Genomic DNA, 15435 nt, shown 5'->3' on the forward strand with positions numbered 1-15435 from the left:
GTAGAGGGGCAAAAAGCAGAGCAAGAGGCAGGCTGACATTTTACAGATGGCCACGTCAGACGGCCTTATACAGAGGGTTATCCGAGTATATCAGACTTTTTCACGAATAAAAGCGACGACTTTCTGTAAAAAACCTGAAGGTTGTGTTTCTCTGAATTCAACATCACCGAAAGGTCTTTCCGCGCTGGCTGCCCATGAGAGTAGCCCGGCTGCTGTGGCAAAGCCAGCTGAAGCAGCGGTTTTCTCTGGTAAATCAATAATATTTTTGGGCCTGCCAAGTCTGACAGAACGGTTAAATGCAGGGCCGTGACGGCCTTTTGCTGAAGGCGCGCCAAGAATTCGTTCAGCCAGGGGGCGTATGCCGTCAAGTAAAGATCCGCCGCCAGTCAGCACAATACGGCCGCTCGCGGCACTGCCAAGGCCGGCTCCATCAAGCTTTTCACGCACTAATTCGAGAGTTTCTTCCATACGGGGGCGAATGATTCTGCCAAGATGCGAGCGGGAAATCTGCTCAAAATGCGGCACATCATTTCCCAGCAGCTCAACTGTCAGCAGGTCATCTTCCACGTCGGATGCCAGGTCTGCGCTGCCATAAACAGTTTTCAGACGCTCAGCATTTTCAAGTGATGTGCTCAGCCCGCGCGCAATGTCACGGGTAACGTGCTGTCCACCAACGCCGATCTGTGTTGTGTGCAGAAGCTGACCTTCACCAAAAACGGCAAGAGATGTGGTGCCACCTCCCATATCAATGACCGTCGTACCAAGTTCGCGTTCATCAGCATTAAGAACGGACAGACCTGACGCCATGGGAGAAGAAACAAGGGCGTCGAGCTTAAGCTCTGAACGGTTGAGAACAGTCTGAAGGTTCAGAAGGGCTGTAGATGCGGCATCAATAATATTCAGTCTGACTTTCAGGGTGTCGCAGAGGTGACCGCGGGGGTCGACGACATTTTCTGTATCATCGACAGTAAAGTCGATAGGAAGCGTATGCACGACCTCACGCCCTTCAAGCGTGGCCTGCATGCGCCCTTCATTGATAATGCGCCTGATATCAGCTTCAGAAACAATACGCCCGCCTATCGGCCAGCGTACGTTATACAAACGGCTTGCCGGGTGCCCGCAGGAGAGATTGACCACAACTCCGTCAACTGAGCGGTCAGCCATTCTTTCAGCCTGACCAACTGTTGCACGTATGGCAGCCTCAGCTTTGTGCAGGTCTGTGATTGCACCATTGCGAATACCATCAGCCCGACGCCAGCCACAGCCCACAACGCGAAGGATACCATTACTTTCGCCACGTCCGATAAGGCAGGTTATTTTTGTTGAGCCAATATCGAGAACAGCAAAATAACCGCTGCGCCAGGGTTTCTGACGTTTACTGTTATCGGAGGAGGGAGGCAGCAAAGATGAGGAATGATGGTTCACAGGCAGACCAGAAGAAGAACGTTTTGGACGTAGTGACCAGCCCGAAGATGCAGAAGGAGAAAGACTGGTCATGGTGTGTGTTCCGGTGGAGGCGAAGAAGATGTGCCCGAGAGTCCGGGCTCTGACTGTTGTTTTGTTACGGTCAGCCGGTCAGGCAGACGCATATCAACTGAGACAATAGACCGGTCAAGCAGATGTGTCGATTTCTGAATAGAGGCTAGTCTGTGAATAGCGGGCTCTTCCTCACCTTCAGGGAGAAGAACAGTAATATTGTTGTGCAGAACGAGGTTCCAGCGTCGTTCATTGACCCTGACAGCCGCAGCGACATGACTGCGTATTTCAGGCTCTTTTGACAAAACATCAATCAGGGAGGCAGCAGCTTCACTGGCGCCCACACCCACAACCAGAGGCAGCTTCGTGAAAGCTTCAGCATCTTTACCGGTCATGCCCTGATCAGGCACAGGGTTACCCTGCCTGTCGATGAGAATGAAGTGCCTGTTATGCTGCCAGACCGCGAAGGGAGGACGTTCTGTAATATGAACAACAATGTCACCAGCCAGGTGACGTTCTACGATAACGTGGTCGACAAAAGGCAGCTTATTAAGGCGGTCACGGGCACCACTGACACTAAATGCGAGAATTGGGTCGCCAACATGAACCCCCAGAGCTTCTGAAATAGCTTCAGGGCTGGTGAGCTGGGCACCATCTGTTTTAATTGAGACAATGTGCAGCGGTGCTTTGCTGGCAATGTGCTGTAACCAGGAGGAGAGGTGCGATTTGGTCTGAGGAGAACTCAGATATAAAAAGCCTCCGCCCGCCAGAATGCCCACAAGAAACAGACCGGCAACGGGGCGCAGCGTTTTTTTCTGTCTGCGCATAAACAGTTGCAGACGTGATGGTCTGTCTGCCGGAGGGGGGGGAGGCATACGCATTATTTGTTAAGGGCCTGCTCTGTCAGCCAGCTGCACAGCTCAGGGTAGCTTATTCCACACCATGCGGCCTGCTCTGGCAGCAGAGAGGTCGCGGTCATGCCAGGCTGAGTGTTGACCTCAAGCAAGACCAGGCGCGCAGGGCCAGAGCCGGTATCGTCAAGGCGAAAGTCAGCGCGTGAGGCACCTGAACAGCCCAGAGCCTGATGCGCTTTGACAGATGCTTCAAGAGCCTGTTGCGCTGTTGTTTCGTCAAGCTGAGCCGGCAGCACATGTGTTGAGCCGCCCGTCTTATATTTTGCATCATAGTCGTAGAAATCATGCCCCTGACCGGGGGTTGGTGTGATGTCAGTAATGGTCAGTGCGCGGTCACCCATGACACCGACCGTAATTTCACGGCCAGGAATAAACTCTTCTGCCAGGGCATACGGGCCGTAGCTCCAGTTTGCAGCGATTTCTTTACGCTGATCGGACCCTTCACGGATGATATAGACACCTACAGATGAGCCTTCATTCAGTGGTTTAATCACGTAGGGGGCAGGGAGAGGATCAGCTTTTGCGAGTTCTTCAATGCTGACGACTTTACCTTTTGCAACGGGCAGGCCAGCCGCCAGAAAAACAGCGCGTGCGGCAGCTTTATCCATAGCAACAGCTGAGGCGCGGACATCAGAATGGGTGTAGGGAATTTTCATCCATTCAAGAATGCCCTGAATACAGCCATCTTCGCCATATCGCCCGTGGAGGGCATTAAAGACGACATCCGGTTTTTGTTCTTTAAGGTTGCTCACCAGTGCGGCGAGGTCAGAGGAGGCATCAAGCTCGCTGACGATATAACCGGCAGTGCGCAGGGCTTCGGCAACATTTTTACCGGAAACAAGACTGACTTCGCGCTCTGAAGACATGCCTCCCATCAGAACGGTGACGCGCCTGGCTGTTGTCATTCAGAGACTCCTGCTTTGCCGATACGTTTAATTTCCCAGTGAAGGGTAACGCCTGAATGGTCTGCAACGCGCTGGCGGACATGATTGCCAAGAGATTCCAGATCTGACGCGCTTGCTGTACCTGTGTTGATTAAAAAATTGCAATGTTTTTCGCTGACCTGTGCTCCGCCCATCTGCAAACCGCGACAGCCGGCCTGGTCAATGAGCTGCCATGCTTTCAGCAGTGATTCTTCAGCATCAGGATTGCGGAATGTCGAGCCACCCGTTCTGGCTCTGACGGGCTGAGAGTCTTCACGGGCTGCACGAATGGCTGAGATAGACGCTGCAATATCAGCCGGGCTGGCCGGCGTGCCGCGCAGACGCAGGCGTGTAACGACAGCCCCCTCTGGCAGCCCGGAGCGACGATATCCAAAATTGAGTGCCCCGGCATCAAGCCTGATAACAGAGCCATCGCGCGTGACAATTTCTGCCCAGTCAAGGATGGTTGCAATGTCAGACCCATAGGCTCCGGCATTCATGCGTACGGCACCACCTGCTGAACCGGGAATGCCAGCCAGAAATTCAAGTCCGGCCAGTCCGGCCTGAGCGGCATGTTCAGCGATTGTGGCATCAAGACAGGCTGCCCCGACAATCAGACCATCTTTCTCGGTCACGATGTCAGAAAAACCACGGCTCAGGCGCAGCACAACCCCTTCTATTCCTCCATCACGCACAATGACGTTAGAGCAGGCACCAAGGGTCGTGACAGGCAGCTCCGGTGACAGGTTTTGCATAACCGCAGCAAGGTCATCCGTATCCGCAGGCTGAAAGAGCCACTCAGCGGCACCGCCAGTACGAAACCATGTGCGTGACCCAAGCAGAGCCTGTTCAGTTACGCGCCCCCGCGCTGAGCTAAAAGCTTTTTGCACAAGGCTGATCATGCTTGGGGCTGTCATGATGACTGCCCGGCCTGAGCCTGCAGCGCAGCAAGCTGCTCTGGCAGGGCCTGGGCCCATGTTGTGATCGTCCCCGCACCAAGGCAGACAACCAAGTCGCCAGGCTTTGCAATATCGTGCACCATGGCAGCAAGCTCATCAGGGCTGTTAAGGCCAGAAACAGAGCGGTGACCACGTTCACGCAGGCCCTCGATCAGAGCATTGCGGTCAATGCCATCAATCGGTGCTTCACCCGCAGCATATACATCGGAGACAATAACGGTGTCTGCATCGTTCATACAGGTGCAGAAATCTGAGAAGAGCATTTGCAGGCGTGAGTAACGATGAGGCTGCATTACAGCAATGACGTTACGCGCCCCGGCCTGGCGGGCGGCTTTTAAAACCGCAGCAATTTCTACCGGGTGATGACCGTAATCATCAATTACGGTAATGCCGCCGGTTTCACCTGTGCGGGTAAAGCGGCGTTTCACACCACGGAAAGAGGCAAGGCCAGAGCGAATGACATCGTCAGAAATCTGCATTTCAGTGGCAACGGCAATGGCCGCCAGTGCATTCTGAACATTATGGGCACCCAGCATTGGCAGGCGGAAGGGGCCTGCCCTGCGTGTTTCACGAGAGACCCGGTCTGTCAGTACGACGTCAAATGTTGCGCCGGTTTTGTCTGTCTCTAATTTTTCCGCTCTGACATCAGCCTGAGGAGAGAAGCCATAAGTGACAATACGATGGTCTGACAGGCGCGGGATCATCTGCTGCACAGCCGGATGGTCGATGCATAAAACAGCAAAGCCATAAAAAGGCACGTTAGAGACAAACTGGTCGTAGGCCGCTTCCATAGCCTCGGCTGAACCCCAGTGGTCCAGATGTTCGGGGTCCATGTTTGTCACGACAGAAATGACAGCCGGGAGACGGAGGAAAGACCCGTCACTTTCGTCAGCCTCGGCAACCATCCAGTCACCTTTGCCCATACGGGCATTGGTGCCATAGGCCTCAATAATGCCACCGTTAATGACGGTAGGGTCCAGATGTGCGGCTTCGAGTACAGCGGCAACCAGGCTGGTGGTTGTGGTTTTTCCGTGTGTCCCCCCGATCGCAACAGACCAGCGCAAGCGCATGAGTTCAGCCAGCATTTCGGCGCGCCGCACAACAGGCACAAGGCGGCTGCGTGCAGCAACAACCTCAGGGTTGTCACGGCTTACTGCAGTTGAAATAACAACGACCTGCGCCTCGCCCAGGTTTTCTGCTGCATGCCCGACAGTGACAGGAATACCGGCAGCCCGCAGGCGTTTAACATTGGCATTTTCGCTGATGTCAGACCCCTGAACAGAGTAACCCAGCATACTGAGCACCTCAGCAATGCCTGACATGCCAATACCACCAATGCCGACAAAGTGGATGGTGCCGATCGAGAGGGGCAGAGCTCTCATATTCAGACTGTTTTCTGAGGGCTGTGAGGAGGCTGGTTTACTGAAGATGGGGAAAGATGAAAGCATTCTTCTACACTGTCAGCCAGGTGTCTGGCGGCATCGGGACGGGCAAGCCTGGCAGCTGCGGCTGCAGCGCGCTCAAGCTCATCGGGTGAGGTAAGTAAATCTGTGAGGCGTGATGCCAGAGCAACAGGCGTAAAGTCGGGCTGGCGCATGATCCAGCCTGCTCCGGCAGAGGTGATGGCCTTGGCATTTTCAGTCTGCTCATCGCTGGCTGCTATGGGCAGTGGAACGAGAATGGAAGGGCGCCCGGCAACAGTCAGCTCTGCAATGGATGACCCTCCGGCGCGGCCAATAACCAGATGCGCTGACCTGAGAAGATCGGGCACATCGCTGAGGAAGGACTCAACACGGGCATTCAGGCCAAGCTCTGCATATGTTTTGCGCACGGCCTCGATATCGGCTTTGCGGGCCTGTTGTGTTACGCGCAGGCGCTTACGCAGCTCGGGGGAAAGGCGTGCCAGTGCAGCGGGCAACACTTCAGAAAAAACAGTAGCCCCGAGCGAACCTCCCCATACCAGCAGGCTGATAGTTTCGCCAGGCGGAGTAAATGGCTCGCCTGCCAGTGCGGTGATGGCCGGACGTACCGGCATGCCCGTCAGCACGGTATGGGTGCCAACTGGCAGGCGGGCTACGGTCGGGAAGGATGTTGCAATGACATCAGCAAAGCGGGAGAGCACCGCATTAGCCTGCCCAAGAATGGCGTTACCTTCGTGGATGATCAGCGGAGGGTGTGTCTTACCCATAAGCCGCGCACCCAGCAGGGGGGCAACGGAGGGGTAGCCACCAAAGCCGACAACAGCATCAGGCCTGATGGTTTGCAGCAGTGAGCGGGCTTTCCATGCACTTTTGAGAAGTGTCAGGCAGGCTTTCAGCGCGCGCAGGGGGTTACGCCCCACCACGCCTGAGGCAGGCAGGGTAAACTGCTGCCCCTTGGAGAAGACACCCTCACTGATGGAGCCTGTGCGCTCATCGGTCATAAGTACAAGGGTATGCCCGCGGGCACTCAGCTCATCTGCCAGAGCCTGCGCGGGGAAAAAATGTCCGCCCGTTCCGCCGGCTGCGATCACAATGGTGCGTGATGTGCTCATGGTGTGCGTCCCTGTGTTCGGGGGGTTAAAAGGGGTGAACCAAAATTTGCGCGATCCCCTGGCTGATGGCGGGTCAGAGCGAGGACCATACCCAGAGCCAGAGCAATCGACATTGCTGAAGAGCCACCGTAAGAAATAAAGGGTAGTGTCATGCCTTTGGTCGGGATCAGATGCAGGGTTGAAGCCATATTTACAAAAGCCTGAAACCCAAAACCAGAAATAAGTCCCGTTACAGCAATAACGACGAAAGCATTATCTTCACGAATAAGGCGCAGCAGCGTGCGGATGATAATAACACTAAAGACAAGAATGATAAGCATGCAAACAATCATGCCATATTCCTCGCCTGCAACGGCAAAAACAAAGTCAGCATGAGCATCTGGCAGCAGGTCTTTAACCCGCCCTTCACCTGGACCGCGCCCGGCCAGGCCGCCATTGCCAAAAGCACGCAGTGCAGTGTCAATCTGATAATGGTCGCCTACATCAGGGTGCAGAAAGCGCTCAACACGTGAGCGCACATGGTGAAACAGAAAAAAGGCTGAAATGCCAGCAGCAATAATAAGAGCAACACCAACGCCGACCAGGGCCAGGCTCAGACCATCGACAAAAAGCTGGATCAGAAATACCAGCGTTACGACGGTCAGCATGCCAATGTCAGGCTGCGATTTAAGCAGCATGAGGATAATGCCATACAGAACAAAAGCGATCAGCATCCCTGGCAGATAGCGTGACAGGCGCCGCTGTGTCAGAAGCCAGCCGGTAACCACAGCAAAACAGGGTTTCAGAAACTCAGAAGGCTGGAGAGACATAAGTGGCAGTGCAATCCAGCGGCGGGCTCCTTTAATTTCAATGCCATGCACCAGTGTCAGCAGGGTTGCGCCGAGCATCAGCGCCCCGCAGATCATAGCCAGTCTGAGAACAGTTCTGCGCGACAGCATTGAAACGCCGGTCATAATCGTACCGGCAACGGTGAGAAACATCACCTGCTTTAAAATAAACATATTGCGCGATGCGCCGATACGTACTGCAACAGCAGGGCTTGCAGCCAGCATGAGAATATAGCCAAACCCGATCAGAATGAAGGCACAGATGAGCGTTGTGCGGTCAACACTGCGCCACCACCGCCCAAAGGGGGAATCATCACTGCGGGAAAAGCCTGGCATCAGATACTTTCTCCTGGCTGAGAAACAGACGGGTTCGTCAGAGCCTGTGCCAGCTGCTGAAAATATAACCCACGTGCTTCAAAACCTGAAAACTGGTCAAAGCTTGCACAGGCAGGGGAGAGCAGCACAACAGGTGTCTGTGAGCTCTTTGCCTCAGCAAAAGCCGCAGGCACAGCCTTGTCAAGCGTGCCGGCAACCGTAAAGGGGACCTGATGCGCACGGAGTGTTTCTGCCAGCTTTTCAGCATCGCGTCCGATCAGGAAAGCATGTCTGATACGCGGGAAATATGATGAAAGTGAGTCAATACCACCTTCTTTTGCTATGCCGCCGGCAATCCAGATCAGGTTTTCATAACAGTCGAGCGCCCGCGCTGTTGCATCAGCATTCGTGGCTTTGCTGTCATCAATAAACGTTACCCCCTGATGCTGTACGACAATTTTTTGCCGGTGCGGCAATCCAGCAAAAGAGGAAAGGCACTGACGGATAACGTCAGGATTAACGCCCAGAAACTCTGCCATAGCCCATGCTGCCGCTGCATTTTGTGCGTTGTGACTACCTGGCAGGGCAGGACCCGCAGAGGCGAGTTTTTCTGCTTTGCGGCGGAGTATTTTTCCGTCTGCGAAAATATCAGCCTGTGGTTCATCAGGGCTGCCCGAGATGGTTATGCAGTTACAGTTTTTTGTCCGTAACTCATCAATGACAGCGCGGCAAAAATTATCTTCAATGCCGACAACAGCAAGGTCGTTTTGTGTCTGACCTTTAAAGATCTGCTTTTTGGCCTCGGTATATCCGCTCATGCCATCATGACGATCAAGATGGTCAGGTGTCAGGTTAAGCAGGCAGGCGACATCAAAATGCATGCTCTCAAGGCGCTCAAGCATGTAGGATGACATCTCAAGCACATATACACCGTTGTCCGGCAAAAGTGGCAGGCTGAGTGCCGCGGGGCCGAGATTGCCTCCCGCCGCAACAGGCATGCCAGCCTGTTCAAGGATATAAGCGAGGAGGGTTGTGGTTGTGCTTTTGCCATTTGTGCCGGTAATGCCGGCAAAGCGTGCCTTGCTGCCAGCTTTACGCACAGCCTGAAACAGCAGTTCAGCATCTGAAAGAACAGGTATACCTGCGGCACGGGCGCGGGCTGCTGCCGGGTGCGGAGCCGGCAGGATGTGGGGAATACCCGGAGACAGCACCAGAGCAGAAAAGCCATCGAAGGTTTCAGGTGGTGCGAGAGTAAGGCGGTTTTGTATGTCAGCAGGTTGCCGGGCAATAAGAGCAAGCAGGCCATTACGTGCCTGTTCGCTGTCGTCCCATGCCTGAACGCTCGCACCCATTTGCGCCAGGGCTATGGCTGCGGGGCTGCCGTTGCGCCCCAGACCCAGCACGGCATAGCGATGATCTGTAAAAAGAGTGTCAGGAAAAATATGTGTCATCGTAGTTTCAGCGTGGCCAGGCCGCACAGCCCCAGAACGATAGAGACAATCCAGAAACGGATCACGATTTTCGGTTCAGCCCAGCCTTTTTTCTCAAAATGATGGTGTATGGGCGCCATCAGAAAAATACGACGTCCTGTACGTTTATACCAGAAAACCTGTATCACAACGGAGCAGGTTTCAATGACAAACAGCCCGCCAACAATGCACAGTACCAGCTCATGTTTAATGGCAACTGCCAGGGCCCCCAGCGCCCCGCCAAGAGAGAGAGAGCCGGTGTCGCCCATGAATACCGAAGCCGGTGGTGCGTTAAACCATAAAAACCCTAAGCCGGCACCAATCAGGGCTGCACAGAAAACGGCCAGTTCACCGGCGCCTGGTACGGCATGCACCTGCAGATAATCAGCAAAAACATGATTCCCGACAACGTAAGACAGCAGACCAAAGACCAGAGCGGCAATAACAACAGGCACAATAGCCAGGCCATCAAGGCCATCAGTGAAGTTCACAGCATTACCAAATCCGGTAATGGTGATCATGGCAAAAAGCGGAAAAGCAAAGCCGAGTGGCAGCAACAGGTCTTTAGCAAACGGAAAGGCCACTTTATTGGCGAGGTCAGGTGGCATCATGTGTTGCAGCCACCATCCGCAGAGCAGAGAGATCAGAAACTCGCTGCCAAGTCGCGCGCGCTTCGACACACCATCCGTATTGCGTTTTGAAAGCTTCAGATAATCATCGGCAAAGCCAACGCCGCCAAAGCCAAGAGTAGTCAGCAGTACAGCCCATAAAAGCCCGTTAGACAGGTCGCCCCATAATAATATGGAAACCAGCATTGAGATCAGAATAAGCACGCCACCCATTGTTGGGGTACCGGCTTTTTCAACCAGGTGGCGTTCTGGTCCGAGCGCCCTGATGGGCTGTCCGCCACGCTGGATACGTCTGAGCATGGCAATCAGAGGTTTGCCCAGAAACAGCGACACGACCAGTGCTGTCAGGCAGGCGCAGCCGGCACGAAAAGAGATGTAGCGCAGGAGGTTGATAAGCGGAACATGGCCATCATGCAGGCTGAGAGAGGAGAGAAAGGAGAGCATCAGGCGGGTTCCACATGAGACAGAGCAGTGAGAGCTTCGATAACGACACGCATGCGACTGCCAAGGCTGCCTTTAACCAGAAGCACATCCCCCCGCCGCAGGGCAGCGCAGGCAAGAGGGGCCAGGGCAGCAGAGTTTTCAGCCCATGCGCCCTGTTTCGCATGAGGCAGAGAATCATAGAGGGATTTCATGTGTGGTCCGCAGCAAAAAATAAGATCAGCACACTGAGCAGCAACAGGAGCCAGTGCGGCGTGTTCGGTCGTTGAAAAATCACCCAGCTCGCGAATATCGCCCAGTATGGCAATATGACGGCTGGCAGGAATAAGTCTGAGTGTCTCAAGCGTTGCTTTAACAGAAGCTGCTGAGGCATTATAGCTCTCGTCAAGCAGGGTTATGGCGCCGCCTGCAATGTGAGTAAAAGCGCCGCGTCCTTTCCCCGGGGAGAAGCTGGCCATGGCGACTGCGGCACGCGGCAGGTCACCTTTCAGAGCAGCTACGACGCCCAGTGTTGCCAGGGCATTGCGCACCAGGTGCTGACCCGGTGCGTTTAACCGCACAGAGACTGTACCGTGTGGTGTGTGCGCCTGAAAAGAAGAACCTTCAGCCATCATATGCAGGTCAGATGCTCTGACGGTACTATCGGGCTTCTGACCACAGGACCATAATGTGGCGTGAACCGCAGCGGCTGCCCGTGTAAAAAAGCTTTGGCCGTGTGCATCGTCAGGTATCACAGCAATGCCATTTGCTGGCAGAGCAGAAATGAGCGCAGATTTTTCTTCAGCAATAGCATCAAGGCTGCCCATGTAGCCGATGTGAGCTGATGCGATGGTGGTGATAACTGCAATATCGGGGCGAACCATATGAGCCAGCGGCGAAATTTCGCCAGGGTGGTTCATGCCGATTTCACTGATGCAGAATGCTGCTTCACGGGGCAGGCGTGCCAGCGTGAGGGGGACGCCCCAGTGATTGTTATATGATGCTTCAGCCGCATGCACCTGCCCAAGTGCGCCCAGGGCGACGCGCAGCATTTCTTTGGTAGTCGTTTTGCCAACACTGCCGGTGACGGCAATCGTTTTGCCGGCAAAGCGGGCGCGGGCTGCCATAGCCAGAGCCTGAAGCCCGCTCAGGGTGTCAGACACAACAAGCAGGCGGGGGTCATCACACGATGTCGCATCATGCACCATGACCGCAGCCGCACCTTTTTCAAGCGCTGTGCTGATATGGGCATGTCCGTCACTGTTCTCGCCTTTCAGGGCAATGAACAAATCACCAGGAGCAAGGGTGCGGGTATCGATAGAAATACCGGTGATAAGAGCTGAGCATGGGCCGGTAAAATGTCCACCGGTTGCGGCTGTCAGTTCCTCAGTGGTCCAGAGTGGTCCGGTCATATAACACCTGCCAGTTCGCGCAGGACGGAGGCATCATCAAAAGGATGTATTTCAGTGCCAATAATCTGTCCCTGCTCGTGGCCTTTACCGGCAATGACAAGAATATCCTGAGGGGCTAACAGTGACAGCCCTTTAGCTATAGCATCTCTGCGATTGCCAATGGTGAGGGCATCAGGGGCGCCGCTTCTGACTTCAGCACGGATGGAGGCGGCATCTTCAGTTCTGGGGTTGTCATCTGTGATGATGACAATATCAGCACCTTTTGCCGCTTCCCGGGCCATAAGCGGGCGTTTGCCGCGGTCACGGTCTCCGCCTGCACCAAATACGACAATCAGACGACCCTGTGTGTGCGGGCGTAAAGAGGCCAGCAGGCTGGCAAGGGCGTCAGGTGTGTGTGCATAATCAACATAGGCAGCAGCCCCGTCAGGCAGCATCAGCACCCGTTCCATCCGGCCTTTTACACCTTCAAGTCCGGGGAGGAGGGCGATAACATCCTGCAGGGATATGTCATTTTGTGCGGCGAGGGCTGCAGCCAGCAGGATATTGTCAACCTGATACCGGCCAGGCAGAGAAAGTGTAAGTGTATGACGGCTGCCATCTGCATCAATCACGATTTCCTGCCCTGTGGGAAGAGGGGTTTGTGAGATCAGGCGGATATAATCGCCCTCAGCGCCAACTGTGCGCAGGGTAAGTTTGCGCGCTTTTGCTGTTTCACGCAGTGCGGCAAGGGTTTGCGGGTCCATATCAGCATTGGCCGCTGCGACAGCGCCCTCTGGCAAGAGTTCAGAAAATAATCTGAGTTTTGCCGTGCGATAGGCCTCTGGCGTACCGTGGTAGTCAAGATGGTCGCGTGTCAGATTTGTAAAGCCCGCAGCAGTCAGATGCAGACCATCCAGACGGTTTTGCTGCAAACCATGAGAAGAGGCTTCAAGAGCAACATGATTAACCCCGGCCTGTGCAAGAGTAGCAAGACCGTTTGCCAGTGCGACAGGGTCAGGTGTAGTGAGCGCAGGCATTTTAAGCGGGGGCAGGTCAGTGCCGGTCAGCCCCAGTGTGCCAAGGGCAGCGGCCCGAAAACCATGCAGTGCCCAGAGCTGGCGTAAAAAACCAACAGTGCTCGTTTTGCCATTTGTACCAGTTACCGCCACCAGCGGTGCCGGTTGCCGGCCTGCAAGGGCAGCTGCCATAAGAGCCAGAGCCTTACGTGGATTTTCCGCGCGTAAAAGGGGGCGTTGTGGCACGTCGGATGGCCAGGGAGTGTCATCATCAGGCATAAGAACCGCAGCGGCCCCCTGAGTGACGGCACTGGCGATAAAAGCACGCCCATCAGTTTTTGTACCCGGCAAGGCAACAAATAAAGTACCCGGCGTAACAGCACGGCTGTCAGCCGTGACGGCGCTGATTGTGACGGTGCGAAAAAGACTGTGCTCATGAGAAGGCACAGGCACATGTGCTGCGTGACACAGGGCGGGGAGAGAAAGGCTCATTCGTCCATGACCTCAGCAGATTGTTTTTTTTGTTGGGCTCTCAGGCGTTTTTCAGCCATTTGCATGGCTTTGCGTGCGGCTTCGGCTTTACGGGGGTCTCCGGGGTCGTTGCCTGGTCCCAGAGGGCGCACACCACGGGGAGGTGTCGGGTGCATGGGTAAAGCCATGCCTGCATCAATTTCTGCGGCATGGGCCGTGTCAGGAAAGATTTGCAGCATCGGACCAATACGCGTGATAATTTTTGATACAGTCGGGGCGGCGTTCCAGCCTGCGGTTGTCCAGCCATGTGTCTCTGGTGTTGGTTTGGGGCTGTCGAGCATGACATACACGGCATAGCGTGGTGCATTCATTGGGAAAATGCTGGTGAAGGCTGAAATATTTGTATGTTTCAGATAGCCACCGTGTGGTCCGATTTTTTCAGCTGTACCCGTTTTACCGCCAACAAAATACCCTGGAGATTCAGCCGTTTTACCCGTGCCTTTTGTAACATCAAGGCGCAGCAGCCTGCGAAGGAGAGCTGATATCTGCTCAGAGATAACCCGCTTGCCCTGGGGTGTCGGCTGGGGGTCATCACCGTCTTTGTTGTCTGCTGTGCTGTTAGCCTGCTGTGCCTGCGCATGGGTAAGAGCCTGCTGGAAGGCCGCGCTTTGCAGGTCTCTCAGGTTTGCATCAGCAGCGGGAGCTTCGTTTCTGGCTTTAACAACAGATTCAGCTGCTTCACCGGCTTCCAGCAACGTTGGTTTAATCAGTATCCCACCATTAACGGTTGCTGCTGTACCGCGCACAATGGCCAGGGGAGATTCTGCAATGCCGTGACCAAACCCGACTGTCATCGTTGTTGAAAGGCTCCAGCGATGAGGCACGAGCGGGCGGGCGGCTTCAGGCAGTTCAATTGGTACGGGAGCAAAAAATCCCATATCTTTCATCCAGGCGGCCTGTTTTACAGCACCAACGTCAAGCGCGATATGTGCCGCTGCCGGGTTGGATGAGTAAGCCATCACTTCGGGCAGGCTTAGCCATTCCGTGAAATGATCACTTTTCATGTCAGAGATTTTAAATCGTCCGACATGAATGGGCACAGAAGAAAAACGGTCCCAGATATGAATGGTGCCGGTTTGCAGCCCCATAGCAGCAGTCTGAAGTTTAAAAGTAGAACCAGGCTCATATAGCCCGGTTACTGCCCTGTTAAAATGCTCATCATTTTTTGCGTGCACAAAATCATTGGCATCAAAATCAGGCAGACTGACCATGGCGATGATTTCGCCGGTATGGACATCCATCACGATGGCACAGGCACCAATAGCCTGGAATGTTGACATCGCAGCAGCAAGCTCGTCCCGGACGACTGACTGCACGCGCACATCCAGGGAAAGACGCAGGGGAGTGCGGTCAGACATCAGGCGTGTGTTAAAATAACGCTCTACCCCTGCAATGCCATGATCATCAATATCAACCGCCCCGATAATATGGGCAGCTGTGCGGCCAAGAGGGTAGCGGCGGCGCTCACCCTGCTCAAAATAAATACCGGGAATACCAAGGTTGTTGATCGCCATCTCCTGCTGTGGGGAGATGTTACGTGCAATATAAACAAACTGTTTGGGTAGCGAGAGGCGACGTGTAACCTCTTCTAAATTCAGGTCATGCAGAACAGACTGAAGTTTCTTAGCCACATCCTGCGGGTCAATCAGCTCTTGCGGGTTAGCATAAACCTGAGCAACCGGCAGAGATAAAGCCAGTGTCTGCCCGTTACGGTCGATAACAGATGCCCGATGTACCTGAGGCAGAGAGAAATCAGCTGACAGGCTGCCTTTAGGGTCAATTTGCGGGATCTTAGGTACCTGCGGGGCAATCTGCCGGCTTTCAGGTGCCATAGGAGCAAAGACTGTCGCGATGGAGAGCTTGACGGCTACGGCAGAAAAAAGACCAAAGAAACCGGCAGCAACGACAAGGAGCCTGACATGCATTTTATCGCGATGCGCGCGTGCGCGCAGGTCATCCCCGGTGACGCGTACTGTGCGTGATGGGGGTGAAGACGGACCAGATTCTTGAGGCGATCGGGCCATTGCAGGAT

Annotated in this window: 12 protein-coding genes; all 12 read right to left on the minus strand. The window is 54.6% G+C overall.

Going from position 1 to position 15435, the window contains the following annotated elements; translation table 11 throughout:
* Positions 1–90: 90 nt before the first annotated feature.
* Genes ftsA through HK11_RS06625 form a run of 12 tightly spaced genes read right to left on the minus strand, consistent with a single transcriptional unit; the run spans position 91 to position 15427 of the window.
* The gene (gene ftsA, locus HK11_RS06570; RefSeq protein ID WP_086554552.1) at positions 91–1497 is read right to left on the minus strand and encodes a cell division protein FtsA; all 1407 of its coding nucleotides are present in this window, start codon (positions 1495–1497) and stop codon (positions 91–93) included.
* Positions 1494–2357 carry a cell division protein FtsQ/DivIB gene (locus HK11_RS06575; RefSeq protein WP_086554553.1) on the minus strand — a complete coding sequence of 288 codons (864 nt, stop codon included), beginning with the start codon at positions 2355–2357 and terminating at the stop codon, positions 1494–1496. The genes ftsA and HK11_RS06575 overlap by 4 nt, the downstream gene beginning before the upstream one ends.
* Positions 2357–3295, minus strand: coding sequence for a D-alanine--D-alanine ligase (locus tag HK11_RS06580; protein ID WP_086554554.1), 939 nt, complete (start codon positions 3293–3295; stop codon positions 2357–2359). The genes HK11_RS06575 and HK11_RS06580 overlap by 1 nt, the downstream gene beginning before the upstream one ends.
* Entirely contained in the window at positions 3292–4230 is a 939-nt protein-coding gene (murB, locus tag HK11_RS06585; protein ID WP_086554555.1) for a UDP-N-acetylmuramate dehydrogenase, read from the minus strand. Before murB ends, HK11_RS06580 begins: the two co-directional genes overlap by 4 nt.
* Positions 4227–5654: a UDP-N-acetylmuramate--L-alanine ligase gene (murC, locus tag HK11_RS06590; RefSeq protein ID WP_086554556.1), complete on the minus strand. Its 1428-nt coding sequence runs from the start codon at positions 5652–5654 to the stop codon at positions 4227–4229. The genes murB and murC overlap by 4 nt, the downstream gene beginning before the upstream one ends.
* 2 nt (positions 5655–5656) lie before the next feature.
* Entirely contained in the window at positions 5657–6805 is a 1149-nt protein-coding gene (murG, locus tag HK11_RS06595) for an undecaprenyldiphospho-muramoylpentapeptide beta-N-acetylglucosaminyltransferase (protein ID WP_086554557.1), read from the minus strand.
* On the minus strand, positions 6802–7968 hold the full coding sequence (locus HK11_RS06600) for an FtsW/RodA/SpoVE family cell cycle protein (protein WP_086554558.1): 1167 nt from the start codon (positions 7966–7968) through the stop codon (positions 6802–6804). The genes murG and HK11_RS06600 overlap by 4 nt, the downstream gene beginning before the upstream one ends.
* A complete protein-coding gene (gene murD, locus HK11_RS06605; RefSeq protein WP_086554559.1) occupies positions 7968–9398 on the minus strand; it encodes a UDP-N-acetylmuramoyl-L-alanine--D-glutamate ligase in 1431 nt (476 codons plus the stop codon). Before murD ends, HK11_RS06600 begins: the two co-directional genes overlap by 1 nt.
* Complete coding sequence (gene mraY, locus HK11_RS06610; protein WP_086554560.1) at positions 9395–10489, minus strand: phospho-N-acetylmuramoyl-pentapeptide-transferase; 1095 nt, start codon at positions 10487–10489, stop codon at positions 9395–9397. The genes murD and mraY overlap by 4 nt, the downstream gene beginning before the upstream one ends.
* A complete protein-coding gene (gene murF, locus HK11_RS06615) occupies positions 10489–11877 on the minus strand; it encodes a UDP-N-acetylmuramoyl-tripeptide--D-alanyl-D-alanine ligase (protein ID WP_086554561.1) in 1389 nt (462 codons plus the stop codon). The genes mraY and murF overlap by 1 nt, the downstream gene beginning before the upstream one ends.
* Positions 11874–13364, minus strand: coding sequence for a UDP-N-acetylmuramoyl-L-alanyl-D-glutamate--2,6-diaminopimelate ligase (locus tag HK11_RS06620; RefSeq protein WP_086554562.1), 1491 nt, complete (start codon positions 13362–13364; stop codon positions 11874–11876). The genes murF and HK11_RS06620 overlap by 4 nt, the downstream gene beginning before the upstream one ends.
* Positions 13361–15427, minus strand: a complete 2067-nt coding sequence (locus HK11_RS06625; RefSeq protein ID WP_086554563.1) for a penicillin-binding protein 2 — start codon at positions 15425–15427, stop codon at positions 13361–13363. The genes HK11_RS06620 and HK11_RS06625 overlap by 4 nt, the downstream gene beginning before the upstream one ends.
* Positions 15428–15435 lie beyond the last annotated feature (8 nt).

The sequence above is a fragment of the Acetobacter sp. DmW_043 genome (assembly GCF_002153485.1).
Taxonomy (GTDB): domain Bacteria; phylum Pseudomonadota; class Alphaproteobacteria; order Acetobacterales; family Acetobacteraceae; genus Acetobacter; species Acetobacter thailandicus.

What these genes read in the sequence shown, in the direction of transcription:
- ftsA (WP_086554552.1), bottom strand. Translation starts at nt 1,497, where the DNA reads ATGACCAGTCTTTCTCCTTCTGCATCTTCGGGCTGGTCACTACGTCCA.
- HK11_RS06575 (WP_086554553.1), bottom strand. Translation starts at nt 2,357, where the DNA reads ATGCGTATGCCTCCCCCCCCTCCGGCAGACAGACCATCACGTCTGCAA.
- HK11_RS06580 (WP_086554554.1), bottom strand. Translation starts at nt 3,295, where the DNA reads ATGACAACAGCCAGGCGCGTCACCGTTCTGATGGGAGGCATGTCTTCA.
- murB (WP_086554555.1), bottom strand. Translation starts at nt 4,230, where the DNA reads ATGACAGCCCCAAGCATGATCAGCCTTGTGCAAAAAGCTTTTAGCTCA.
- murC (WP_086554556.1), bottom strand. Translation starts at nt 5,654, where the DNA reads ATGAGAGCTCTGCCCCTCTCGATCGGCACCATCCACTTTGTCGGCATT.
- murG (WP_086554557.1), bottom strand. Translation starts at nt 6,805, where the DNA reads ATGAGCACATCACGCACCATTGTGATCGCAGCCGGCGGAACGGGCGGA.
- HK11_RS06600 (WP_086554558.1), bottom strand. Translation starts at nt 7,968, where the DNA reads ATGCCAGGCTTTTCCCGCAGTGATGATTCCCCCTTTGGGCGGTGGTGG.
- murD (WP_086554559.1), bottom strand. Translation starts at nt 9,398, where the DNA reads ATGACACATATTTTTCCTGACACTCTTTTTACAGATCATCGCTATGCC.
- mraY (WP_086554560.1), bottom strand. Translation starts at nt 10,489, where the DNA reads ATGCTCTCCTTTCTCTCCTCTCTCAGCCTGCATGATGGCCATGTTCCG.
- murF (WP_086554561.1), bottom strand. Translation starts at nt 11,877, where the DNA reads ATGACCGGACCACTCTGGACCACTGAGGAACTGACAGCCGCAACCGGT.
- HK11_RS06620 (WP_086554562.1), bottom strand. Translation starts at nt 13,364, where the DNA reads ATGAGCCTTTCTCTCCCCGCCCTGTGTCACGCAGCACATGTGCCTGTG.
- HK11_RS06625 (WP_086554563.1), bottom strand. Translation starts at nt 15,427, where the DNA reads ATGGCCCGATCGCCTCAAGAATCTGGTCCGTCTTCACCCCCATCACGC.